Here is a 23017-nt window from a genome sequence, read left to right as displayed (position 1 = left end):
CCGAATTTTCTGCACTGTCATTTCACCCACTCGTGAAGTTACGTTCCATCGCGTTCAACCTTGCCTGGAGGACTCGATGAGACTCAACTTCTGCATTGCCACGGCATTGTTCACAACCGTTCTGTGCACCCCTGCCGCCAACGCGGAAAAGGATGTCATCGGCTCCGGTGACGCGGTGGCCGACAGCTACATCGTCGTCTTCAAGGACGGCGTCAGCGCCTCCCCGCAGGCCCTGCTGACCAAGTACAAGGGCAGGCTGAAGCGGACGTACAGCGCCGCGATCAGCGGGTTCTCCGTGCAGGACATGTCCGAGAAGCAGGCGAGGCGCCTGGCGGCCGACCCGAGGATCGCCTACGTCCAGCGCAACCTCCGGATGTCCGCCCAGGACACGCAACGCTGGCCGGCCTGGGGACTCGACCGCATCGATCAACGCAATCTTCCGCTCGACGGCGGCTACACCTATCCGAACCGCGCGGCGGACAACGTGCGCGCCTACGTCATCGATTCGGGAATTCGCACCACCCACACCGAATTCGAGGGACGCGCCTCGAACGGTTACGACTTCATCGGCGACGACCCGATCGCGGACGACTGCAACGGGCACGGCACGCACGTCGCGAGCACGATCGCGGGCAGGACCTTCGGCGTGGCCAAGCGGGCCCAGGTCGTCGGGGTCAAGGTGCTCGGCTGCAACGGCTTCGCCGACGCGGACAGCGTGCTCTCCGGCATCGACTGGGTCACCGCGAACGGCGTGCGCCCCGCGGTGGTCAACATGAGCCTCGGCGCCCAGGGCGAGAACCCCGCCGAGGAGGCCGCGATCAGCCGGTCGATCAGGGCGGGCTTCACCTACGTGCTGGCGGCGGGCAACTCCGGCCGCGACGCCTGCGGCTTCACCCCGGCCCGGCTCCCCGAAGCGATCACGGTCGGCGCGACCGACCACAACGACACCCGCGCGCAGTTCAACTGGCCCGACTCGTCGAACTTCGGCCGCTGCGTCGACATCTGGGCACCCGGCGGCCGCGTCCAGGCCGCGTCGCGCAACGGCGACAACGCCACGGAGGTCAGGGGCGGCACGTCGATGGCGGCTCCGCACGTGGCCGGCGCCGCGGCGCTGCACCTGAGCGCGAACCCGAACGCGACGCACCTGCAGGTGCGGGACGCGCTGGTGAACGGCGCGACGACGACGGCCAACCTGCGCGACATCCGGTTCGGGTCGCCCAACAGGCTGCTGCACATCGGGCGGTAGGGAACAGGGACCCCGAAGTGCGGTCGCGGCGTAGCGAGTGAGGGCCCGCTACCCGAAGTGCGGCCCCTCACCGTCGGGCATCGGCTCGACGGTGAGGGCCTCCGCGCGACCTCTTCCGGCCGGTCACGTGTGCCGGGGAGAACGTCAGTCCCACTCCCACTTGATGCCGTGCACGAAGCCCGCCTGGGCCTCGCGCACGACGAGGTGCGCGGAGGCGGTGGTCCCGATCCACAGCTCGCCGGTCGCCACGTCCGGGGCGCCAGGTTCGGCGCGGCTGAAGCTGTAGCACCGCACCGGCACCGCGTCGGGGTGGAACTCGACCTCCAGGACGTAGTCGCGCAGCGCGCGAACGAAGCTGCGGTCCGCCGAGCAGCTGTCAGCGCCGGGATCGGAGGTGTACCTCAGGTCGACGAGCGCGGTCTCCCCCGCCCGCAGCACCCGGTCCAGGATGATCTCCGCGACGATCAGTTTGTGGTCGTCGTCCCTGCGCACCCGGCCGACGCGGCACGACTTCTCGGCGAGGATCTCGCCAGGTGAGCGGTCGGTCTCGTCGGCGGTCCTCGCGACGAGGATCCGGTCGACCCCGTCCTCGAACGCCTCGATCACCGAACTGGTCCGCATCTCGATCTCGCGCCGGTCCGGGCCGATCACCGCCAGGTCCCGGACGCTGACGTACTTCGCCGGCGACGGCAGCAGCCGGTCGACGCGGGCGATCGCGCGGCCGAGGTCGATGGCGGCTTCCTGCCAGATCCCCTCCAGCGCGGCGGCGCGCTCGGTCCACCTGCCGCGCGGCCTCTTGTCGCCGAGCTTCCCGCTCAGCTCGCCCGGCGCCAGTTTGAGGATCTCCTCGATGGCGGCGACGGCCTGCAGCGACTCGGGACGTTCGGGACGGCTGCGGCTGCGGCGCCAGTAGCTCAGCGTCGACAGGCTCACCTGCACGCCGCGCAGTTCCAGGTGGTGCTGGATCCGCTCCAGACTGAGGCCGCTCGCCTCCACGGCCTTGGCCAGCGTCTCGGCGAATTCCCGCATGGAGGAATGCTACGGCCAGTGAGCGAACTCGGCCCATCCGCCACGGCGCGTACCCGAAATCGAGACTCGCCACAGTTTTGACAGTATTGCCGACCGAAGTTTCGAACCTGTTATCCGACGCACATGCCGGGTTAGTTTCTTCGTGTTCCCCAGTTCATTCCCTGCCAGGAGGAACTCATGGCACTTCGGCGTCATGTCGCCATTGCGGCGGCATTGGGCATCGCTTCCACGGCGATGTGGACGCCCACCGCGATCGCTGAGGAAGCGGTGCTCCCCGGTGCGGGCGCACAGGCGGTCGAGGGCAGTTACATCGTGGTGCTGAAGGACGGAGCGCGCACCCCTGCCAGCGCGTTGGCGTCCCGCTACCAGGGCTTTGTCCGGCACACGTACACCACGGCACTGCACGGGTTCTCCGTCGCCGGGATGTCGGAACGACAGGCGCGCAGGCTCGCGGCCGACCCCGACGTCGAATTCGTCGAGCGCAACACGTTCGCCACGATCCAGGAGACCCAGTCGAACCCGACCTGGGGTCTCGACCGGATCGACCAGGCGAGCCTGCCGCTCAACCAGCGGTACACGTACCCGAACACCGCGTCGAACGTGACCGCGTACGTTCTCGACTCCGGAATCAGGAAATCCCATTCCGAATTCGAGGGCCGCGCTTCCGACGGATACGACTTCATCAGCAACGACCCGGTCGCGCAGGACTGCAACGGCCACGGCACGCACGTCGCGGGGACGGTCGCGGGCAGGACCTACGGCGTCGCGAAGAAGGCCAGGGTCGTCGGTGTCCGCGTGCTCGACTGCAACGGCAGCGGCCCGTGGGACGGCATCATCCGCGGCATCGACTGGGTGACGGCGAACGGCAAGAAGCCCGCCGTCGTCAACATGAGCCTCGGTGGTGGCGGCACGAACAGCTCGTTGGAGAACGCCGTCAAGCGCTCGATCAGCGCCGGCTTCACCTACGTGCTGGCGGGCGGCAACAGCGGCCAGAACGCGTGCAACTTCACCCCTGCCCGCACGCCGGAGGCGATCACCGTCGGTGCGTCGGACCGCAACGACAGGCGTTCGATCTGGTCGGCCGGATCGTCGAACTACGGCTCCTGCCTCGACATCTGGGCGCCCGGCAGCGACATCGTCTCGGCCTCGCACAGCAGCGACACCGGCACGCGGTCCATGGGCGGCACGTCGATGGCCTCCCCGCACGTCGCCGGAGCGGCAGCGCTCTACCTGAGCGCGAACCCCGCGGCGACGCCCGCCCAGGTGCGCAACGCCCTGGTCGGTGCCGCCACGCCGAACAAGCTGACCGACATCAGGACGGGTTCACCGAACCTGCTGCTGAAGGTCTAGGAAACCTGCCGTCGCCGCCACCCTGCAGCGGCGACGGCCATCCTGGGCGCCCTTGATGCACTGGCCGAATGCGGCTCGGCCGGACGCATCATCTCCACTGGGGGCGCTTGCGGTGGGAGTGGGAGTGCGGCCTACTCCCACTCCCACCGCACTCCATAGATCCCGGGCTTCGAGTTCCGCACGTGGATGTGCGTCGATGCCGTCGTCCCGATCCACAGGTCGTGCAGAGCGGTCTCCGGCTCGTGCAGCGACGGGCGGGCGAACTCGTAGCACCGCGCCGGCACCGCGTCCGGGTGGAAGTCGATCTGCAGCGTGTACTCGTTCACCGGCCGCAGGAACCGCCGGTCGCAGACCTCGCTGTCCGCACCGGGCTTCATCCGGACCGTGTAGTCGACCAGCGCCGTCTCGCCGGCTCTGAGCATCCGGTCGAAGAGGATCTCCGCGACGAGGAACCCGGTGGAGTCCTCACTGCGCACCCTGCCGAGCCGGCACGGCGGTCCCGCCTCGATCGTCGGCACGCCGAGGTCCGTGGCGTCGGCGAGCTGGATGGCCAGGAACCTGTCCACGCCGTCCTCCAGCGCCTGGACGACGCCGGTGCAGTGGTTCTGGACCTCCCGGCGGTCCGGCCCGACTACCTGCCGGTCCTGCACGCTGAGGTACGTCGAGGCGGTCGGTTGCAGCCGGTCGATCCGCGCCATCACCTCGCCGAGGTCCGTGGCCCGCGAGTCCCACATCGCCTCCAGGGACATCGACTGCCCGACCCACCGCCCGCGCGGCCGTTTGTCGCCGAGCCGGTCGGTCAGGAAGCCGTCACCGAGCTCGAGCAGTTCCTCCAGCGCCGCGACGACCTTCAGCGACTCGGGGCGTTCCGGCCGGCTGCGGCCGCGGCGCCAGTAGCTGAGCGTCGAGATGCTCACCTGCATGCCGCGGGCGGCCAGGTGGTGCTGGATGCGTTCGAGACTGAGGCCACTGTTGTCGACGGCTTTCGTCAGGGCCTCGGCGAAATCCACCACGGTGCCACCGTACGGCGCTGAACCCTCCGCCAACAGGCCCACACGGAGGGTTACGAGAGGTGTGTCTCAAATGGCTCGTTCGCCCCGACGCCACACCGCGTAGGTCAACGGGACTCCCGGCCGGTACGCCAGATGCGTGGTCGAGGGTGCGTCCAGCACGTGGAGGTCAGCGCGCGCACCAGGACTGATGACGCCGACGTCGTCCCTCCGCAACGCCCGCGCGCCCCCCGCCGTCGCCGCCCAGACCGCTTCCTCGACGCTCATCCGCATCTGCAGGACGGCTGTCGTCACGCAGAACGCCATCGACGAGGTGTAGGACGAGCCGGGGTTGCAGTTGCTGGCCAGCGCGACCGTCGCACCGGCGTCCAGCAGCGCGCGGGCGGGCGGCAGCGACTGGCGGGTCGAGAGGTCGCACGCCGGGAGCAGCGTGGCGACCGTGTCCGACGACGCCAGCGCGTCGACGTCCGCCGCGGACAGGTACGTGCAGTGGTCGACCGAGGCGGCGCCGAGCTCCACGGCCAGCCGCACGCCGGGTCCTTCGCCGAGCTGGTTGCCGTGCACGCGCAGGCCGAGGCCCTTCGCCTGGGCGGCCTCCAGCACGGCCTTCGACTGGTCGTAGTCGAAGGCGCCCTTCTCGCAGAAGACGTCCGCCCAGCGCACGAGCGGCGCGACGGCGTCGAGCATCTCGCCGCGGACCAAGTCGACGTAGGTGTCGGCGTCCTCGCCCGGCGGCACGAGGTGGGCGCCGAGGAACGTGACCTCGTCGGCGTACTCGGCGGCGATCCGCGCGCTGCGGACCTCGTCGACCACGTTCAGGCCGTAGCCGGTCTTGGTCTCGACGAACGTCGTGCCCTGCTTGAGGGCTTCGGTGACGTGCCTGCGCACGACGGCGGCCAGTTCCTCGTCGGTCGCGGCACGGGTCGCGCCGACCGTCACGGCGATGCCGCCCGCGCTGTAGGGCTTGCCCGCCATGCGCGCGCCGAACTCGGCGGTCCGGTCGCCCGCGAACACCAGGTGGGTGTGGCTGTCGACCCAGCCCGGCAGCACGGCGCGGCCTTCGACATCGACCCGCTCGTCCGCGGGCGGAGCGTGCGCGGACGAGCCCACCCAGGCGATCTCCGAGCCGTCGACGACCAGCGCGTCGCCGCTGGACTCGCTGTTCGTGGTCAACTCACCGATGCCGGTGATCAGCACGCTCATTCCCACAGCTCCTCGATCGCGTCCGCCAGCAGCCTGCCGACGTCTCCCAGAGTCTCGTGCACGCCACCGGAGGCGACCACCCGGCCGCCGACCACCACGGTGTCCACATCGGACGCCGTCGCGGACAGCAGAACCTGTTGCGGCAACGATCCCGCGGTGCGCGGGGTCGAGCAGCTGATCACCACGAGGTCGCACGGCGCACCGGGTTCGATGCGTCCGGCGTCCCAGCCGATCGCGGAGTGGCGGGTGGCGGTGCCGAGCAGTTCCGCCGGGGAGAAGCGGCCGCGCTGACCGGTGCGGAGCCGTTCGTTGTGTTCCAGCGCACGGGTTTCCAGCAGCGGGTCGATCACGGCGTGCTGGTCGCTGCCCAACGACAGCGGGCTGCCCGCGTCGGCCAGTTCGCGGGCCGGGCCGATGCCGTCGGCCAGGTCCGCCTCGGTGGTCGGGCAGAAGCACGCGCCCGTGCCCGTGCCGCCGAGGAGCGCGATGTCCTCGGGCGTCAGGTGGGTGGCGTGCACCGCCGTCGTGCGAGGGGACAGCGCGCCGGCCTCGTGCAGCAGCCCGGTGGGCGTGAGACCGTAGGCGGCGAGGCAGGCCTCGTTCTCCGCGGGCTGCTCGGAGAGGTGGACGTGCAGCGGCGCGTCCGGAAACGCCTGCGCCACCACGGAAAGCTCGGCCCGCGGCACCGCGCGGACGGAGTGGATCGCCGCGCCGACGCGCATCACGTCGTCGGACTTCAGCTCGGCGACCCTGGCCGCCCACGCCTCCGCGGTGCCGTCGGAGAACCGCCGCTGTACCTCGTTCACCGGCTGGTCGATCCCGCCCGCAAGGTAGCAGGTGTCGAGCAACGTCAGCCGGATGCCCGCGTCCTTCGCCGCCTCGCGCAGCGCGTACCCGAACTCGTTCGACCGGTCGTGCACGTAGTGGAACTCGCCCACGGCCGACACGCCCGCGAGCGCCATCTCGCCGTAGGCCGCGCGGGCCAGCCGGTAGTACGACTGCGGGGTGAGCTTCGACGCCAGCGCGTACATGCCTTCGCGCCATGTCCAGAACGTGCCGCCACCGTCGTGCGTACGACCCCGGAGAGCGCGGTGGAACGCATGCGAGTGCGCGTTCGCGAAGCCCGGCACCACGATGCCGTGCAGCCGCCGCACACCCAGCGGAATCGTATCCACAGTGGACACATTCGCGATCTTGCCGTTCTCGACCCTGATCAGCACGCGCTCGGCGAGCCCGCCGGGCAACCAGGCCCGCTCGCACCAGAAGTTCATGAGCCGAGGTGTTCGATCGTCGCGGCCAGCGCCCTGACGCCCGCGTCGACGTCGGCCTGCTCGGCGAACTCCTCCGGCGCGTGGCTCACGCCGGTCGGGTTGCGCACGAACAACATCGCGGTCGGCACGTGCGCGGCGAGAATGCCCGCGTCGTGGCCCGCGCCGGTCGGCAGCGCCGGAACACCGCCGAGCGTGCCCGCGATGTCGTCGCGGAGTCTGGAGTCGAAGTACACCGTGTCGCCGTACGACTCCTCGGTGATCGTCAGCTCGCAGCCCTCCTCCTTGGCGGCCTGGTGGGCGGCCTCGGAGATCTCCGCGACCATCGCACGGGTGCGCGCGTCGTCGCTGTCCCGCGCGTCCAGCCAGACATCCACAGTGGACGCGATGACGTTGGTGCCACCGGGGTTGGGGACGAGCCTCCCCACGGTGGCACGCCCGCCGGCCCTGGCCGCCTTCCTGGCGGCGAGGACGAGTTGGGACGCCGGGAGCATCGGGTCGCGGCGGTCCTCGATCAGCGTCGCGCCGGCGTGGTTGCCCTCACCGGAGAACGTGAAGCGCCACCGGCCGTGCGCGAGGATGCTGCTCGCGACACCGACCGGCACGGTCAGGCCACGACCCTGTTCGACGTGCAGCTCGACGAACTGGCCGATGCGGCTCAGGGTGCGGTCGTCCTTGCCGACCAGATCGGGGTTGTAGCCTGCGGCCTTCATGGCCTCGGCCAGCGTGATGCCGTCCGGGTCCTTGAGGTTGAGCGCCTTCTCCGGCGAGACGGCGCCGGTCAGGAGGCGGCTTCCGAGACAGGCGACGCCGAACCGGCCGCCCTCCTCCTCGGCGAAGACCGTGACGGCGAACGGCCGCGCGGGCTTGAAGCCCTTGGCCTGCAACAGGTCCACGGCCTGCAGGGAGCTGGTCACCCCGAGCGGCCCGTCGAACGCGCCGCCGCCGGGCACCGAGTCGAGGTGGCTGCCGGTGACGAGCGCGTCGTCGCCGCGCTCGCCCCACCACGCCCAGAGGTTGCCGTTCCGGTCGGTCTCGACGTTCAGGCCGCGCCGCACGGCCTGCTCGACGAACCAGTGCCGCAGTTCGAGCTCCGGCTTGGCGTAGGCGTGGCGGGAGTAGCCGCCACGCTTGGCGTCCCTGCCGACGTCCGCGATCTGGTCGAGCATCAGCCCTCCATCGGGATGCGCACGCCCTTGTCGGCCGCCACCGACCGGGCTTCGTCGTACCCGGCGTCCACGTGCCGGATGACGCCCATCCCGGGGTCGTTGGTCAGCACGCGCTCGATCTTCTGCGCCGCCAGCGGAGTCCCGTCCGCCACCGTCACCTGACCGGCGTGGATCGAGCGCCCGATGCCGACGCCACCGCCGTGGTGGATCGACACCCAGGTGGCGCCCGAGGCCGTGTTGACCAGCGCGTTGAGCAACGGCCAGTCCGCGATCGCGTCGGAGCCGTCGGCCATCGCCTCGGTCTCGCGGTACGGCGAGGCCACCGAGCCGCAGTCGAGGTGGTCGCGGCCGATCACGATCGGCGCGGACAGCTCGCCGGACGCCACCATCTCGTTGAACTTGAGGCCCGCGAGGTGCCGCTCGCCGTAGCCGAGCCAGCAGATGCGGGCAGGCAGGCCCTGGAACTCCACGCGCTCACCTGCCATCTTGATCCACCGGGCGAGCTGCTCGTTCTCCGGGAACAGCTCCAGGATCGCGCGGTCCGTGGCGGCGATGTCGGCCGGGTCACCGGACAGCGCGGCCCAGCGGAACGGGCCCTTGCCCTCGCAGAACAGCGGCCGGATGTAGGCGGGCACGAAGCCGGGGAACGCGAACGCGCGGTCGTAGCCGCCGAGCTGCGCCTCGCCGCGGATCGAGTTGCCGTAGTCGAAGACCTCGGCGCCGCGGTCCATGAAGCCGACCATGGCCTCGACGTGCGCGGCCATCGACTTGCGGGCGCGCTCGGTGAACTCCTCCGGCTTCGCGGCGGCGTAGTCCTGCCACTCGTCCAGCGGGACGCCGACGGGCAGGTACGCCAACGGGTCGTGCGCCGACGTCTGGTCCGTGACGATGTCGACGGCGATCTCGCGGCGCAGCAGTTCGGGCAGGATCTCCGCCGCGTTGCCCACGACACCGACGGACACGGCCTCACCGGCGGCCTTCGCGGCCAGGCAACGCTCGATGGCGGCGTCCAGGTCGGAGGCGATCTCGTCGAGGTAGCGGGTCTCCAGACGGCGCTGGGCGCGGTGCGGGTCGACCTCGATGCACAGCGCGACGCCTTCGTTCATCGTCACGGCCAACGGCTGCGCGCCACCCATGCCACCGAGTCCGGCGGTGACCGTGAGCGTTCCGCGAAGGGTCCCGCCGAAGCGCTTGGTGGCGACGGCGGCGAACGTCTCGAACGTGCCCTGCAGGATGCCCTGGGTGCCGATGTAGATCCACGAACCGGCGGTCATCTGCCCGTACATCGTGAGGCCCTCGGCCTCCAGGCGGCGGAACTCGGGCCAGTTCGCCCAGTCCGGCACGAGGTTCGAGTTCGCGATGAGCACGCGCGGCGCCCACTCGTGCGTGCGCATGACGCCGACCGGCCGGCCGGACTGCACGAGTAGCGTCTCGTCGGCTTCCAGGTTCTTGAGCTCACGGGAGATGGCGTCGAACGACGGCCAGTCGCGCGCGGCCTTGCCGGTGCCGCCGTAGACGACGAGGTCCTCGGGACGCTCGGCGACGTCCGGGTCGAGGTTGTTGTGGAACATCCGCAGCGCGGCCTCGGTCGACCACTGCTTGGCGGTCAGCGACGTACCTCGATCAGCACGAACAGTCATCACAGTGCTCCACTTCGGATCAGGGCCTCGGCGGCGGCGATCTCGGGCGCGAGGTGGCGGTCGGGACCCGGTCCGGGGACCGTCTCGCGCAGCTTCGCCACGGCGGCGGCCGTCGCGGGGGCGGGCTTGAGGGGCGCGCGCAGGTCGAGCGCCCGTGCGGCGGTGAGCAGTTCGATGGCCAGCACGGTCGTGAGCCCGTCCACGCCCTTGCGCAGCTTGCGGGCGGCGGACCAGCCCATCGACACGTGGTCCTCCTGCATCGCGGAGGACGGGATCGAGTCGACGGACGCCGGCACGGCCAGGCGCTTGAGCTCCGACACGATCGCCGCCTGGGTGTACTGGGCGATCATGTGGCCGGAGTCGACGCCGGGGTCGTCGGCGAGGAACGGCGGCAGGCCGTGCGACCGCGAGACGTCGAGCATGCGGTCGGTGCGGCGCTCGGCGATGGACGCGACGTCCGCGAGCGGGATGGCGAGGAAGTCCAGCGCGTAGGCGACCGGGGCGCCGTGGAAGTTGCCGTTGGACTCGACGCGCCCGTCCGCCAGCACGACCGGGTTGTCGATCACGGACGACAGCTCGCGGTCCGCCACCGTCGCCGCGTACGCCACGGTGTCGCGGGCCGCGCCGTGCACCTGCGGGGAGCAGCGCAGCGAGTACGCGTCCTGCACGCGGGTGCAGTCCGGTCCGCGGTGCGAGGCGACGATCTCGGAGTCGCGCAGGAACGCGAGCATCCGCGCGGCGCTGACGTTCTGGCCGGGGTGCGGGCGCAACGCGTGCAGCTCCGGCTCGAAGACGCGGTCGGTGCCCAGCAGCGCCTCGACGCTCATCGCGGCGGTGAGGTCCGCGATGTCCAGCAGCCTGGTGAGATCGGCGATCGCCAGCGCCAGCATGCCGAGCATGCCGTCGGTGCCGTTGATCAGCGCGAGGCCTTCCTTCTCGGCCAGCCGCACCGGTTCGATGCCGGCTTCTCCCAGTGCTTCCGCGGCGGTGACGAGCTCGCCGCGTGCGTTGCGGACCATGCCCTCGCCCATCAACGCGAGCGCGCTCGCCGACAACGGAGCGAGGTCGCCGGAGCAGCCCAGCGAGCCGAACTCGTGCACGACCGGGGTGATGCCGGCGTTCAGCATCCCGGCCATCGCGTCCACAGTGGACAGCCGGACGCCGGTGTGGCCGGTCGAGAGCGTGCGCAGCCGTAGCAGCATCAGCGCCCGCACGACCTCGCGCTCGACCTCGGGACCCGAACCGGCGGCGTGTGAGCGGATCAGCGACCGCTGCAGCTGGGCACGGCGGTCCGGCGGGATGTGCCGGACGGCGAGCGCTCCGAACCCGGTCGAGACGCCGTAGGTGGGGCGTTCGGCCGTGGCGAGCTGTTCGATGTGACCGCGGGCGGTGGTGACCGCCTCCCTGGCCGCCGCGGTGATCTCCACCGGGGCGCCGTCGCGGGCGACGGCATGAACGTCCTCGAGGGTCAGAGGCTTCGGACCCAGCTCCACCGGTTGTCGCATGCAGACATCACAGCGCTCCGGAGCCGACTCAGCGACCCCGGAGCGCGCGATGGTGTCTGGAGTCCCAGACTGGGCGCTATAGGCCCTTGCCGATCCAGTCCGTGTCCGGGTGGTCCATGTGCTGCAGCGACACCCGCGTGGCCGCGCTGAGCAGGCTGTCCGTGCTCTGCCCGGCACCCGACACGGTGAGCCACAGCCCGCTGTCCTGCACCACGAGCGAGCCGTCACCGACGATCGCGCCGGTCTTGCCGCGCACGGTCACCGGCGTGCCCTCCGTCTGCACCGGAGCGCTGGTCGAGAGGGTCACCACGAACTGCTCCGAGCGCCACTGGGCCGTCCACCGGTTCAGCGTGCTGCCCCAGATGTCGCTCGCCGGCCTGCCGTCGAGCGAGAACGGCGCCAGGTAGCTGAGCTTCGCGTCGGCACGCACCGAGTCGGCGACGCGCAGGGCGGCCTCCTGGCTGTTCGTCTCCCCGCGCACGGACACGCTGAGCACGTCCTGCGCCTGCCACACCACTTCCGTGGTCGGGCCGGGCGACTGGCCCTGGACCGTCCGCACCCACGCCTTCAGGCCGCGGACGCTCGTGTCGACCCACCCGGCCAGGTCCGGCAGGGCCCTGAGGTTGCGCAGGCTGACCCGCGGCTCGCCGGTCTGCTGCGTCGGGTCCTGCTCCTTGACCGCTTCCGGCACCCAGACGCGGGTGGTCTCGTCGCCGACGCTGCGGAAGGTCTCGACGTAGCCCTGGGGCAGCCAGTGCGGCGTGTACTTGATCGCGACACTCTGGCCGCCGTTCGCCGGCATGAGCGCGGCGGCCGCGTCGTTGGGGCTGGGCGGGGTGTACCTGTCACTCGCGATGGCGCCGGCGAAGATCAGGACGGCGACGGCGGCCACTCCGGCGGTGGCGATCAGGAAGATGTTGCTCCGCTGCTGCTTGCGCTTGCGCCGCAGGGCGTTGAGCGTCGGCCCTGGGTGCGGGGTGCGTTCGGCGAGTTTGCCGAGCGCGTCCTTGATGAGCTGTTCGGTGTCGTTCACGACAGGCCCTCCCCTAGCCCCAACCCGACACCAGCGGGTTCCGGCGTGTGGTCCAGGCGGAGTGTGGCCAGCGCACGCGAGATGTGGCTGCGCACGGTTCCCTCGGCACAACCGAGCATCTGTGCGATCTCCGAGTCCTCGTAGTTCTCGTAGTAGCGGAGCACGACCGCCGCCCGCTGTTTGCGGGGCAGCTTCCCGATCCGCTGCAACATTGCTTCCCGCTCGTCGTAGTGGTGCGTCGTGTCGCCGACGGGCGGTGTGACGGACTCCAGGGTGGTCATGCAGAGGGCGACGTCCTTGGCGGCCCTGCGTCTGCGCCACGAGAGGTACTCGTTGGTCACCATGCGCTTGACGTAGGCGTGAGGGAGGTCGACTGATCCGATGCGGTCCCACTTCTGCTGCGCACGCAGCAGCACTTCCTGGACCACGTCCTGGGCCAGGTGCGGGTCGCACGTGAGCACGGTGGCATAGCGCAGCAACGGGGTCACCTGTTCTGCAACGAAGTCATCGAAACTCGGTGTCAATCCCGACCCCCTTCAAAACCGTCACACCCCTATGACGCGGCCCAGGCCTGTTCTGTTGAGTGTGCACTGATGGAGGAACGGCGTGGGCTGCATCACGTGGGAAAATCACGGTCGTGGGCAGCAGCAGTGACGTTCCCGCGCTTCGGCGAGGGCTGGCGGTCCTCCGGCTGCTCGCGGGCAGACCGGGGCCCGTCTCCGCGGCATCGGTGGCGCGGGAGCTGAATCTGCCCAGGTCAACGACCTACCACCTGCTGTCGGAACTGACCGAGGCGGGCTTCGCGACCCACTTCCCCGAGGAGAAGCGCTACGGCCTCGGCGTGGCGGCGTTCGAACTCGGGTCGGCCTACCTGCGCCACGACCCGCTGGAACGGCTGGCCCGCCCGTTGCTGCGCAAGCTCGCCGACCGGATGGAGAAGGTCGCGCACCTGGGCGTCCTGCACGGCGCCGAGGCCCTGTACCTGGTCCGCGAGCAACCGCGCCAGCCCCAGTCGATCGTGTCCGACGTCGGCGTCCGCCTGCCCGCCCACCTGACGGCCTCGGGCCGCGCGATGCTTGCCCACCTGCCCCCGGCGCACGTCAGAGCCCTGCTGCCGTCCGTCGCGTCGTTCGTCGACCGGACCGGACGCGGCCCGCACAACCTCCCGGCGCTGCGCCGGCTGCTGACGCTGGAACGCCGCCAGGGCTGGGCGGTCGAGGACGGCTTCGTGACCGCCGGGTTCGCCTCGGTGGCGGCGCCGGTGTTCGACCACGGCGAGCGGCCCATCGCCGCGATCACGCTGACGTTCCGGCACGTGTGCGACACGCCCTGCGGGCAGACGTGGCCCGACCTGGCCAAGGAGGTCCGCAAGGCGGCCGAGGAGCTGACGGTGCGGATCGGCGGTCACGCGGCGTCTGGATAGGTGCTTGGGCGGAGCGTCACGGCCTGCTTGCATGGTGGGCATGGGGGAAATCGACATCGAGGAACTCGACTTCGCCGGCGCGGCGGAACCTGATCAGCGCGCCCTGTTCGAACTCCAGGTGGCCTGGTGGATGAGCTACCCGCCGCCACGTGAGCTGCCGGAGCTCGACGGGTGGGTGCGCCGGCAGCTCATACCGGAGATCGGCTGGGGCCGGGCCCGATGGGTGGTCGCACGGGAGGACGGGCAGATCGTCGGGTACGCGCACGGATACCTGCCGTCGACCGACAACGCGCATCTCGTCGTAGGCAACGTCGTGGTGGACGAGCGGCGGCGGGGCCGGGGCATCGGATCCGCGCTGCTCCGGCACGCCCTGCACCTGGCGAATCGCGACACTGCCGAGGCCTCGTGGGTGCCAGGAGGAAGTGAGGGCGTGCGTTGGGCGACCCGTCGCGGGTTCACCGTCGTCAGCGCGCTCACCCTGCAGGACCTCGTGCTCGGCGGCCCGCTGCCCGAGGTGGGCGAGGTGCCGTCCGGCTACCGCCTGGAGCACTGGTCAGGACGGGCTCCGGAGGACCTGCTCGACGCCTACGTCGACGCGCTCAACACGACGAGCGACCAGCCCATGGGCGACAGCTCGATCGAGCTGGTCACCTACACGAGGGAAAGGGTGAGGAAGGAAGAGGACGACCTGTCCGCGGCCGGTGTCGACGTGTGGGTCGTACTCGCGCTTCACGGCGACGAGGCCGCCGGGGTAACGGTGATCCACCGGACTCTCTCGCGGCCGTCCGTTGGCCACCAACGGTATACCGGCGTGCTTTCCGCGCATCGCGGCAAAGGCCTCGGCCGGCTAGTCAAAGCGCACCTGCTCCACCAGCTCACCGGCATCAGGACCGTCGAGACCGAGACGAACAGCGTCAACGAACACATGCGACGGATCAACCACTCGCTCGGCTTCACCGACCGGCTCACCACCGTCGACCTGAGCGCTCCCGTGGCCGATCTGAAGCTCTGAACAGCCAGCGGGGCGGACACCCGAGGTGCCCGCCCCGCCCGTTCGTCAGGTCAGAGGCCCGCGGAGGCGAGCCACTCCTTGGCGACCTTCTCCGGCTCCGGCTTGTCCGGCGCCGCGAGCTTCTCGTTCAGCTCCAGCAAGGTCTTCGTGTCGAGCTTCTTCGAGATGGCGTTGAGGATGTCGCGGACCTGCTGCGTCGCCTTCTTCTCGTTGATCAGCGGCACGACGTTCTGCGCGGCGAAGACGTTCTTCGGGTCTTCCAGCACCACGAACTCGTTGGCCTTGATGGCGGCGTCCGTGGTGAAGAGGTCGGCCGCCTGCACCGTGTTGTCCTTCAGGCCCGCGACGGTCAGCGGGCCGCCGACGTCGAGCGCCTTGAACTCCTTGAACTCGCAGTTGTACTTGGCCTTCAGACCGGCCAGGCCGTCCGGGCGGTTCTGGAACTCCGGCGGGCCGCCGAAGACCAGGTCCTTGCAGTACGGCACGAGGTCGTCGAGCGACTTGAGGCTGTACTGGGCCGCGATCTGCTTGGTGACGACGACCGCGTCCTTGTCCTCGGCCTCCGCCTTGTCGAGCACGATGAGGCCCTGCGGCAGGGCCTTCTTCAGCGCCGCGTAGACCTCGTCGGAGCCGACCTCGGGCGCTTCCTTGTTGACGTGCTTGAGAAGCACGCCGGTGTACTCGGGGATCAGGTCGATCGAGCCGTCCTGCACGCCCTTGAAGTACAGCTCGCGGTTGCCGATGTTCATCTTCTTCGAGACCTTGATGCCCTTCGGGGCCAAGGCTTCCGCATAGATCTCGGCGAGCAGGCGTGACTCCGGGAAGTTCGCCGAGCCCACGACGATGGTGTCCGTCGGGGCCGGGTTGTCGTTCCCGCCTCCGGTCAGCGGATCACCGCCGCACGCAGACAAAAGCATGACCGCAGCGACGACTGTCGCGATGCGCTTCATCTTCTTCTTCCTCCGGTTCCCACTGGACGCAGCCCTGGCGAGACCGTCAGCCGTTGCAGGCCGGCGAACCCCAGGTCGACGAGAACGGCGAGCAGTGCCACGAGCACCGCGCCGGCGAGCATCTGTCCGAACTCCTGCAGGGCGAGTCCGTCGAAGACGAACCTGCCGAGGCCACCAGCGCCGGTGTAGGCGGCGATGGTGGCGGTCGCGACCACTTGTAGTGCGGCGCCGCGAAAACCGCCGTAGATCAACGGAAGCGCGTTCGGGATCTCCACTCGGAGCAGCACGCCCGACTCGCGCATGCCGACACCCCTGGCGGCGTCGACGGTCACCGGGTCGACGGCGCGCACTCCGGCGTACGTGCCCGCCATGATCGGCGGGATCGCCAGCAGCACCAGCGCGACGTACACCGGGAAGTCACCGAGACCCGCCCACAGCACCACGAGGATCAGCACGGCCGTGGTCGGCAGTGCCCTCAGCGCGTTGGAGAGTCCGACGATCACGAACCCGCCCCTGCCGGTGTGGCCGACGAACGCGCCCAGCGGGATCGCGATCACCGCGGCGATCAGCAGGGTGAACACCGTGTAGCCGAGGTGTTCCAGCAACCGCACCGGGATCCCGGTCGAGCCGGACCAGTGCGCGGGATCGAAGAGCCAGCCACCCATTCAGCTCACCTCCCCGCCCGTGCCCACGGCGTGAGCACCCGGCCGATCAGCAACAGCAGGCCGTCCGCGAGCACCGCCAGCACGACCGTCCCGATGAGACCGGCGAGGACCTTCTCGGTGTGGTCGGTCTGGTAGCCCTCGGTGAAGAGCTGGCCGTAGCCGCCGAGCCCGACGAGCGCGCCCACGCTCACCATGCTGATGTTCGACACCGTCGCGACCCGCAGGCCCGCGATCGTCACCGGCAGCGCCAGCGGGAAGTCGACGGTGAGAAAACGGCGCAACGGCCGGAACCCCATCGCGTTCGCGGCGGCGACCACGTTGCCCGGCACCGCGGAGAGCGCGTCCGCGATCGAGCGCACCATCAGCGCGACGGTGTAGATCACCAGCGGCACGATGACGTTGATCTCGTCGAGGATCTTCACGCCGATCAGCACCGGGGTGATCACGATCAGCGCGATGGACGGGATCGTGAAGAGGATGTTGGCGAACGGGAAGAGCACCGCGCGCGCCGTCTGCGACCGGCTCGCCCACCACCCCAGCGGGATGGCGAGCAGGAACCCGACCAGCACCGGCACCACGGAGAGCCGGAGGTGCACCTCGGTGACCTCCCAGAACCTCTCCCAGTTCGCGAAGATCCAGGTCACTTCGGGACCTCACCGGCCGCGCGGGCCTGCGCGAGCGCCTTGATCACGTCGTCGGCCCTGACCACGCCCACCACCGCGCCGGCGTCGTCGATCGTCACGCCGAGCGCGGACGGCGAACTGAGCGCCGCGTCGAGCGCGCCGCGCAACGTCGAGCCGTCGTAGAGCGAGCCGCCGGAGATCAGGTCCGCCTCGCGGACCTCGACCTCACCGTCCACACCGGACAACCAGCCCTTCGGCCGGTTCTCGTCGTCGACGACGAGCGTCCAGTCCGCGACGGTGATGCGCTCGCCGAGCTTGGCGGTGTCGACGGGGTGCACGGGCACGTCGGCGTGCAGGAACGTGAGGGTGCGGTAGCCGCGGTCCCTGCCGACGAACGAGGCCACGAAGTCGTTGGCGGGCGCGGTGAGCAACTCTGTCGGCTTCGCGTACTGCGCGAGGTGCCCGCCGGTCTGGAACACCGCGACGCGCTCGCCGAGCTTCAACGCCTCGTCGATGTCATGCGTGACGAACACGATCGTCTTGTCGAGTTCCGCTTGCAGGCGCAGGAGTTCGTTCTGCAGGTCCTCGCGGACGACGGGGTCCACGGCACTGAACGGCTCGTCCATCAGCAAAACGGGCGGATCCGCCGCGAGCGCGCGGGCCACGCCCACGCGTTGCTGCTGACCGCCCGAGAGCTGGGCCGGGTAGCGTTTGCCGAAGTTCGGGTCGAGCCCGACGATCTCCAGCAACTCGGCCGCGCGGGTGCGGGCCCTTCGTCTGTCCCAACCGGACAGCAGCGGCACGGTCGCGATGTTGTCCAGCACCGTCCGGTGCGGGAACAGCCCGGCCTGCTGGATCACGTAGCCGATGCCGCGCCGCAGCGTGGGCGGGTCGACGGTCAGCACGTCCTTGCCGTCCACCAGGATGGTGCCCGACGTGAGGTCGATCATGCGGTTCACCATGCGCAGCGACGTCGTCTTGCCGCAGCCGGAGGGGCCGACGAACACCGTGATGGTGCCCGCCTCGACCGTGAGGTCGAGCTCGTCCACAGCGATGGTTCCGTCCTCGAACCGCTTGGTTACGGCCCGGAACTCGATCACCCTCGGATCCCTCCGGTCGCGACGGCCTCCCCGATTGGGCCGCCCTGGATGTAGATCCCAAAGACCTTAACTCGTTCGGCGTACCCCGGCACAGCGTTCCACGATGTGACGGCACGTATGGTTTACCGCTTGTGACGATCGATCAGGTTCGGCAGATGGTGGCGGAGCGCGGCGTGCACGCCCGCAAGCTCCGCGAAGTGTTGGCCCTGCTCAGCGAGGACTGGCACCCGCTGGCCGAGCTCGTGCGCCTGCCCGCTGTCCCCCGCCGCACCGTTCAGGACCTGCTCAGGGCACTCGGTGACGACGCCGAGTCTTCAGACGATCGTTACCGCATCGCGCCTGGTCTGGTGGCGTCGTACCGCTCCGAGTTCGGGGTTTCCGGTGTGCGCGACCACACCGACGTGCTGCGTCAGATCCTCGTGGACATCGCCGACGTCCCGCCGCCGTTGTCCTCGTTGGACCACGTGCAGGCGACGGCGGAGACCGCGCTCAACCGCGCGGTGTGGCTCGACTCGCGGTACGACCTGGCGGGCAAGCGGTTGCTGTGCCTGGGTGACCACGATCTCACCTCACTGGCGGTCGCCGCGGTCAACCCGCGGGTGTCGATCACGGTGGTAGACCTCGACGAGCGCCTGCTGGAGTTCGTCGACTCACGGGCCACCGCTCGCGGGCTCGACATCCGGACGTTGCACTGCGACATGCGTTTCGGCCTGCCGTCGTCCGTGCTCGAATCGTTCGACCTCGTCTTCAGCGACCCGCCCTACACGCCGGAGGGCATGGGTCTCTTCGCCGGGCGCGCGGTGGAGGCGTTGGAGGACATCGCCGCGGGCCGGCTGTTGCTGGCCTACGGGTTCTCCGACCGCACGCCCGCGCTGGGGCTGAAGGTGCAGCAGGAACTGCAGAAGCTCGGGCTCGTGTTCGAGGCGATCCTGCCCGCGTTCCACCGCTTCGACGGCGCCCAGGCCATCGGGTCCGCCGCCGACCTGTACGTCTGCCGCCCCACCGGCCGCCGCGCGGTCACCGGCGGCACGCGCATCTACACGCACGGCGCGCAGGCCGTGGAGTCGTCCGGGCCGTCGAAGGAGGCGCTGGCCGCCCTGTCCGACCTGGCGCCGCGGCCGGAGTCCTCGCCGCCGCCGAAGCCCCGTGCGGCCGGCTGGGCCGAGCCCGTCGGCAAGGGCGCGGCGTCGCTGGCCGTCGACCTGTCGGCCGATCCGGGGCCGTGGTTGCTGCGCACGCTGCTGGCCTCGTCTCCGGCCCGCCTGGCCTGCCTGGTCCCGAACAACCATCCGGCGGTGTCGTCGGAGGCCGGGCAGAAGGAGCTCCAGGAGCTCGTCGCCACGCGGTTCAAGTTGAAGTTCCTGCGCAACAACCCGGATGCCAAGACCACGATCGTCGTCGCCGACCAGGTCCTCACCGGAACATTGTCGCTGGGCGACCGCACGGTCCGCGAGGTGCTGATGAAGGCGCACGGCAAGCTGCGCAACGTGTGGCGTGAGGCGTTGATCACCGCGTCGCAGGGCGTGCTGACCAAGCGGCAGGCGGCCGAGATCGTCGACAACGCCGAAGTGGCGTCGGACGATCTCGACCTCAGGTTGATCGACCTGCCGAAGCACCGGATCGCGGCGCTGCTGCCGGAGATCTCAGCCAGCGCGCGGTATGTGGAGCGGTCCGAGGGCTAGCACGGCGCGGAACTCCTTGGGCGGCACCGGACGCGAGAACAGCCACCCCTGGTAGGCGTCGACTCCGACGCCGCGCAGCACGTGGAACTGAGTGGCGGTCTCCACGCCCTCCGCCACGCACTTGCGGCCCATCGCCCGCGCCATGTCCACGACGGCGCGGGCGACGGCGAAGTCCGAGGAGTCGTTGCCCACACCGGAGACGAAGCGCCGGTCCACCTTGATGATCTGCGCCGGCAGGTCCTTCAGGCGCGCCAGCGAGGAGTAGCCGGTGCCGAAGTCGTCGACGGCGAACTGCACGCCGCGCTTCACCAGTTCGTCCATCGACTGACGGACCCGCGAAGGCAGGTCGACGAAAGCGGTCTCGACGAGTTCCAGCACCACCCGTTCCCACGGGACGCCGGACTCCATGATCGCGGTCGACACGATGTCGACGAACTCCGGGTCGCCCGGCACCAGGCCGGCCAGGTTCACGGCGACGGACACGGGACGGCCGTCCGGCGCGGGCCAGGTCGAGGCCTCCTTGAGCGCCGTCCGCAGCACCCAGCGGTCGAGTTCGCGCATCAGGTCGCCCTGCTCGGCGACGGGCAGGAACACGTCCGGTGGCAGCAGGCCGCGGTCGGGGTGCGGCCAGCGCACCAGTGCCTCGGCGGTCAGCACGGCGCCGTCGACGCCGACGACCGGCTGGTAGTGCAACGCGAGTCCGTCGTGCTGCAACGCCTCACGCAGCTGGCCCTCGAGGTGCACCTGGCGGTCCGCGGAGGCGATCAGCGCCGCCGACGCCAGCGAGACCCGGCCCGCACCGGCGCGCTTGGCCTCGAACATCGCGGCGTCGGCGAACCTCAGCAGGTCGGCACCGTTGGCGCGCGAGCCGTTCGGCACGGCGGCACCGATCGAGGCCGAGACCCGGACCAGCTGCCCGTGCACCGGAACGGCGGTACGAAGCAGAGACGCGACACGAGTGGCCAGCGCGTCCACGCCACCCACGGCGTCGATGTCCTCGGAGATGATCACGTACTCGTCGCCGGACAACCGTGCCGCGGTGCAGCCCTCCGGCAGGCCGCCTTCAAGGCGCCGTGCCAGGGCCACGAGCAGCTCGTCGCCCGCGTCGTGGCCGAGGGAGTCGTTGACGCGCTTGAAGTTGTCGATGTCGCAGAAGAGGACGGCGACCTTGGAGCGGCCGGGACCCTCGAGCACCTTGCCGAGGATCTCCTTCACCAGCGCGCGGTTCGGGAGTCCGGTCAGCTCGTCGTGGGTGGCCTGGTGGCGCAACGCCTCGGCGGCGCGGCGGCGTTCGGTGATGTCGAGGAACACGATCAGCCAGAAGCGGCGGCCGTCATCCTGCACTGACAGCGCGATGTGCAGCTCGCAGTAGACCTTCTCGCCGTCGGGGCGGACGAGGATGCGCTGCGGGATCTTCTGCGTGCGTTCGGCGGCCCACTGCAGGCCGGGCGAGGTGTCCTCGGGATGGGTGAGCTGCTCGGCGGTCATGCCGCGCAGCTGCTCCAGCTCCATGCCCAGCAGGTCGCACAACGCGTCGTTGGCGTCGACCAGGCGCTCACCCTCGTCGAACAGGCCGATGCCGACCGGGGTGACGGAGACCAGGTCGGTGAAGCGCTGCGAGGACCGCTTCATGCGGGCCTCGGCCGCGCGCTGTTCGGTGACGTCCTGGGCGGTGCCCACGGCGAGCTGCTTGCCGTGGTCGTCGTGCACGATCATGCCGTGGCAGCGGAAGATGCGATGCTGGCCGTCGCTGCGCACGACGCGGTGCTCGAACTGCATGGAGACCTCGTCCACCACCAGCTGGCGGCACAGGTCGTCGACCCAGCCGCGGTCCTCGGGGTGCACCAGGTCGAGGTAGGTCTGGTAGCTGCCGTCGAGTTCCTCGGGCAGGCCGAAGAGCTCGCGCAGCATGTCCGACCACACGACGGCGCCGGTCGCCGGGTTCCACTCCCACATGCCGAGGCGGGCGGCCTGCTGCGCGTCCGCCAGTCTTCGGCGGTCCTCGCGCATCTGGCGTTCGAGCGCCCGTGCCTCGGTGACGTCCTGGATGGTGCCGTGGTAGCGCTCGATGCGGCCGGACGGCGCGATCTCCGCGCGGGCCCGGCACATGTAGACGCGGTCGCCGACCTCGCTGCGGACCTCGACCTCGACCGGTTCGCGGTCGCTGGCGTGCAGCAACGAGTGCCGGATCGCCTTGACGGCCTCGCGGTCGTCCGGGTGCACGCCGCTGAGCAGGTCGTCGTCCGGGGTCATGCCCAGCTCGGCGTACATCTCCAGCAATACTTCGCTGCGGTGCACGTCACGCGTGCCGGTCTCGTAGGCCCAGCTGCCGATGCGGGCGATGCGCTGCGCCTCCAGCAGCCGCGCCCGTTCCTGGGCGAGGTCGGCGGCCGCGCGCTTGGCCTCGGTGATGTCGCGGATGTAGCCGGTGATCTTGTCCAGGCCGCCCGCGTCGTCGAGTCTCGCCTCGGCGACGCCGCGGATCCACCGCAGCTGGCCGTCCGGGCGCACGATCCGGTACTCGATGTCGATCGGGTCGCCGGTGATCTCGCGGCCGTGCCAGTAGGTCTCGACCATGTGGTAGTCGTCCGGGTGCACGACGTCGAGAACGGCCTGCGCTCCCGGGACGACCGCGCCGCGTTCGACGCCGAGGAGCTCGTAGTGCGTGTCCGACCAGATGGTCAGGCCGGTCCGCGGGTCGAACTCCCAGGAGCCCAGCTCGGCGACCCGCTGCACCTTGCGCAGCCGGCGCTGTTCGTCGCGCAGCTCGTCCGCGGCGGCGGCGAGGTCGGAGACGTCGATCAGCAGGACGGCCTGCAGGCCCGTTCCCGGGACGGCGTGCCGCGCCACGCGCACCGGCAGTTCCACGCCGTCCGCGCGCATCAACCGCAGGTCAGCCGAGTTGCCGAGGAGGAGTTGGCCGAGCGGGTGACCGACGAGGTCGTCGGCTCCCTGCGCGGCTGCCAGCTCCACGGCGGCGGGGTTCACCTGCATGACGACGCCCTTGGCGTCGACGAGCAACGACGGCGCATCGGGCAAGGTCAGCCCGTCCAGAGTCATCGGAGGTTTCACAGCCGTCCGTGCACGGCCGTTCACCACCGTCGCGCGT

The 23017-nt window shown here is 70.3% G+C and carries 19 protein-coding genes; 5 read left to right on the top strand and 14 right to left on the bottom strand.

All coding sequences use genetic code 11. The annotated features are described in order from the left end of the window. Positions 1-76 precede the first annotated feature (76 nt). Positions 77-1246 carry a S8 family peptidase gene (locus tag ACRSBM_RS01640; RefSeq protein ID WP_434438895.1) on the top strand — a complete coding sequence of 390 codons (1170 nt, stop codon included), beginning with the start codon at positions 77-79 and terminating at the stop codon, positions 1244-1246. Between the two features lie 144 nt (positions 1247-1390). On the opposite strand, the gene ACRSBM_RS01635 is transcribed toward ACRSBM_RS01640, so the two are convergent. Next, on the bottom strand, positions 1391-2275 hold the full coding sequence (locus ACRSBM_RS01635) for a hypothetical protein (RefSeq protein WP_434438894.1): 885 nt from the start codon (positions 2273-2275) through the stop codon (positions 1391-1393). Positions 2276-2452: 177 nt separating this feature from the next. Here ACRSBM_RS01635 and ACRSBM_RS01630 point away from each other — a divergent pair, with 177 nt between their 5' ends. Next, positions 2453-3625, top strand: a complete 1173-nt coding sequence (locus ACRSBM_RS01630) for a S8 family peptidase (RefSeq protein WP_434438893.1) — start codon at positions 2453-2455, stop codon at positions 3623-3625. A gap of 131 nt (positions 3626-3756) precedes the next feature. On the opposite strand, the gene ACRSBM_RS01625 is transcribed toward ACRSBM_RS01630, so the two are convergent. The 8 genes from ACRSBM_RS01625 to ACRSBM_RS01590 all read right to left on the bottom strand — a co-directional run bounded on the left by ACRSBM_RS01625 (position 3757) and on the right by ACRSBM_RS01590 (position 12977). Beyond that, the gene (locus ACRSBM_RS01625; protein ID WP_434438891.1) at positions 3757-4638 is read right to left on the bottom strand and encodes a hypothetical protein; all 882 of its coding nucleotides are present in this window, start codon (positions 4636-4638) and stop codon (positions 3757-3759) included. 66 nt (positions 4639-4704) lie between these two features. Further along, positions 4705-5838, bottom strand: coding sequence for an imidazolonepropionase (hutI, locus tag ACRSBM_RS01620; RefSeq protein WP_434438889.1), 1134 nt, complete (start codon positions 5836-5838; stop codon positions 4705-4707). Further along, positions 5835-7109 carry a formimidoylglutamate deiminase gene (locus ACRSBM_RS01615; protein WP_434438887.1) on the bottom strand — a complete coding sequence of 425 codons (1275 nt, stop codon included), beginning with the start codon at positions 7107-7109 and terminating at the stop codon, positions 5835-5837. The genes hutI and ACRSBM_RS01615 overlap by 4 nt, the downstream gene beginning before the upstream one ends. Next, positions 7106-8275 (bottom strand): allantoate amidohydrolase, encoded by a 1170-nt coding sequence (locus ACRSBM_RS01610; RefSeq protein WP_434438885.1) that lies wholly within the window; start codon positions 8273-8275, stop codon positions 7106-7108. The genes ACRSBM_RS01615 and ACRSBM_RS01610 overlap by 4 nt, the downstream gene beginning before the upstream one ends. Next, positions 8275-9915, bottom strand: coding sequence for a urocanate hydratase (hutU, locus tag ACRSBM_RS01605; protein WP_434438883.1), 1641 nt, complete (start codon positions 9913-9915; stop codon positions 8275-8277). Before hutU ends, ACRSBM_RS01610 begins: the two co-directional genes overlap by 1 nt. Further along, entirely contained in the window at positions 9915-11420 is a 1506-nt protein-coding gene (gene hutH, locus ACRSBM_RS01600; RefSeq protein WP_434438881.1) for a histidine ammonia-lyase, read from the bottom strand. Before hutH ends, hutU begins: the two co-directional genes overlap by 1 nt. A 76-nt stretch (positions 11421-11496) precedes the next feature. Then, the gene (locus tag ACRSBM_RS01595; protein WP_434438880.1) at positions 11497-12453 is read right to left on the bottom strand and encodes a hypothetical protein; all 957 of its coding nucleotides are present in this window, start codon (positions 12451-12453) and stop codon (positions 11497-11499) included. Further along, positions 12450-12977 carry a SigE family RNA polymerase sigma factor gene (locus ACRSBM_RS01590; protein WP_434438878.1) on the bottom strand — a complete coding sequence of 176 codons (528 nt, stop codon included), beginning with the start codon at positions 12975-12977 and terminating at the stop codon, positions 12450-12452. Before ACRSBM_RS01590 ends, ACRSBM_RS01595 begins: the two co-directional genes overlap by 4 nt. A gap of 113 nt (positions 12978-13090) precedes the next feature. Between ACRSBM_RS01590 and ACRSBM_RS01585 the strand changes: the two genes are divergently transcribed. Continuing rightward, positions 13091-13876: an IclR family transcriptional regulator gene (locus tag ACRSBM_RS01585; protein ID WP_434438876.1), complete on the top strand. Its 786-nt coding sequence runs from the start codon at positions 13091-13093 to the stop codon at positions 13874-13876. Between the two features lie 40 nt (positions 13877-13916). Next, on the top strand, positions 13917-14888 hold the full coding sequence (locus ACRSBM_RS01580) for a GNAT family N-acetyltransferase (RefSeq protein WP_434438874.1): 972 nt from the start codon (positions 13917-13919) through the stop codon (positions 14886-14888). 50 nt (positions 14889-14938) lie between these two features. Here the strand turns inward: ACRSBM_RS01580 and ACRSBM_RS01575 are convergent, their stop codons facing one another. The 4 genes from ACRSBM_RS01575 to ACRSBM_RS01560 are packed head-to-tail and all read right to left on the bottom strand — an operon-like array spanning position 14939 to position 18226. Further along, positions 14939-15838 (bottom strand): glycine betaine ABC transporter substrate-binding protein, encoded by a 900-nt coding sequence (locus ACRSBM_RS01575; protein WP_434438872.1) that lies wholly within the window; start codon positions 15836-15838, stop codon positions 14939-14941. Then, positions 15835-16503: an ABC transporter permease gene (locus tag ACRSBM_RS01570; protein ID WP_434438870.1), complete on the bottom strand. Its 669-nt coding sequence runs from the start codon at positions 16501-16503 to the stop codon at positions 15835-15837. Before ACRSBM_RS01570 ends, ACRSBM_RS01575 begins: the two co-directional genes overlap by 4 nt. A 5-nt stretch (positions 16504-16508) precedes the next feature. Beyond that, complete coding sequence (locus ACRSBM_RS01565; protein ID WP_434438868.1) at positions 16509-17147, bottom strand: ABC transporter permease; 639 nt, start codon at positions 17145-17147, stop codon at positions 16509-16511. Continuing rightward, the gene (locus ACRSBM_RS01560) at positions 17144-18226 is read right to left on the bottom strand and encodes an ABC transporter ATP-binding protein (protein WP_434438866.1); all 1083 of its coding nucleotides are present in this window, start codon (positions 18224-18226) and stop codon (positions 17144-17146) included. Before ACRSBM_RS01560 ends, ACRSBM_RS01565 begins: the two co-directional genes overlap by 4 nt. A 155-nt stretch (positions 18227-18381) precedes the next feature. On the opposite strand from ACRSBM_RS01560, the gene ACRSBM_RS01555 reads away from it, so the two are divergent. Then, the gene (locus ACRSBM_RS01555; protein WP_434452924.1) at positions 18382-19908 is read left to right on the top strand and encodes a bis-aminopropyl spermidine synthase family protein; all 1527 of its coding nucleotides are present in this window, start codon (positions 18382-18384) and stop codon (positions 19906-19908) included. Here the strand turns inward: ACRSBM_RS01555 and ACRSBM_RS01550 are convergent. Beyond that, positions 19870-22968, bottom strand: a complete 3099-nt coding sequence (locus ACRSBM_RS01550) for an EAL domain-containing protein (protein WP_434438865.1) — start codon at positions 22966-22968, stop codon at positions 19870-19872. The genes ACRSBM_RS01555 and ACRSBM_RS01550 overlap by 39 nt on opposite strands. Positions 22969-23017 lie beyond the last annotated feature (49 nt).

The organism is Lentzea xerophila, assembly GCF_051094245.1.
In the GTDB taxonomy this organism is placed as follows: Bacteria; Actinomycetota; Actinomycetes; order Mycobacteriales; family Pseudonocardiaceae; genus Lentzea; species Lentzea xerophila.
This window is presented reverse-complemented; position numbering and strand designations above follow the sequence as displayed.

Coding starts and splice junctions, on each gene's coding strand:
- ACRSBM_RS01570 (WP_434438870.1), bottom strand. CDS start 16,503: ATGGGTGGCTGGCTCTTCGATCCCGCGCACTGGTCCGGCTCGACCGGG.
- hutI (WP_434438889.1), bottom strand. CDS start 5,838: ATGAGCGTGCTGATCACCGGCATCGGTGAGTTGACCACGAACAGCGAG.
- ACRSBM_RS01640 (WP_434438895.1), top strand. CDS start 77: ATGAGACTCAACTTCTGCATTGCCACGGCATTGTTCACAACCGTTCTG.
- ACRSBM_RS01630 (WP_434438893.1), top strand. CDS start 2,453: ATGGCACTTCGGCGTCATGTCGCCATTGCGGCGGCATTGGGCATCGCT.
- ACRSBM_RS01615 (WP_434438887.1), bottom strand. CDS start 7,109: ATGAACTTCTGGTGCGAGCGGGCCTGGTTGCCCGGCGGGCTCGCCGAG.
- ACRSBM_RS01550 (WP_434438865.1), bottom strand. CDS start 22,968: ATGACTCTGGACGGGCTGACCTTGCCCGATGCGCCGTCGTTGCTCGTC.
- ACRSBM_RS01575 (WP_434438872.1), bottom strand. CDS start 15,838: ATGAAGCGCATCGCGACAGTCGTCGCTGCGGTCATGCTTTTGTCTGCG.
- ACRSBM_RS01610 (WP_434438885.1), bottom strand. CDS start 8,275: ATGCTCGACCAGATCGCGGACGTCGGCAGGGACGCCAAGCGTGGCGGC.
- hutU (WP_434438883.1), bottom strand. CDS start 9,915: ATGACTGTTCGTGCTGATCGAGGTACGTCGCTGACCGCCAAGCAGTGG.
- ACRSBM_RS01635 (WP_434438894.1), bottom strand. CDS start 2,275: ATGCGGGAATTCGCCGAGACGCTGGCCAAGGCCGTGGAGGCGAGCGGC.
- ACRSBM_RS01580 (WP_434438874.1), top strand. CDS start 13,917: ATGGGGGAAATCGACATCGAGGAACTCGACTTCGCCGGCGCGGCGGAA.
- hutH (WP_434438881.1), bottom strand. CDS start 11,420: ATGCGACAACCGGTGGAGCTGGGTCCGAAGCCTCTGACCCTCGAGGAC.
- ACRSBM_RS01555 (WP_434452924.1), top strand. CDS start 18,382: ATGGTGGCGGAGCGCGGCGTGCACGCCCGCAAGCTCCGCGAAGTGTTG.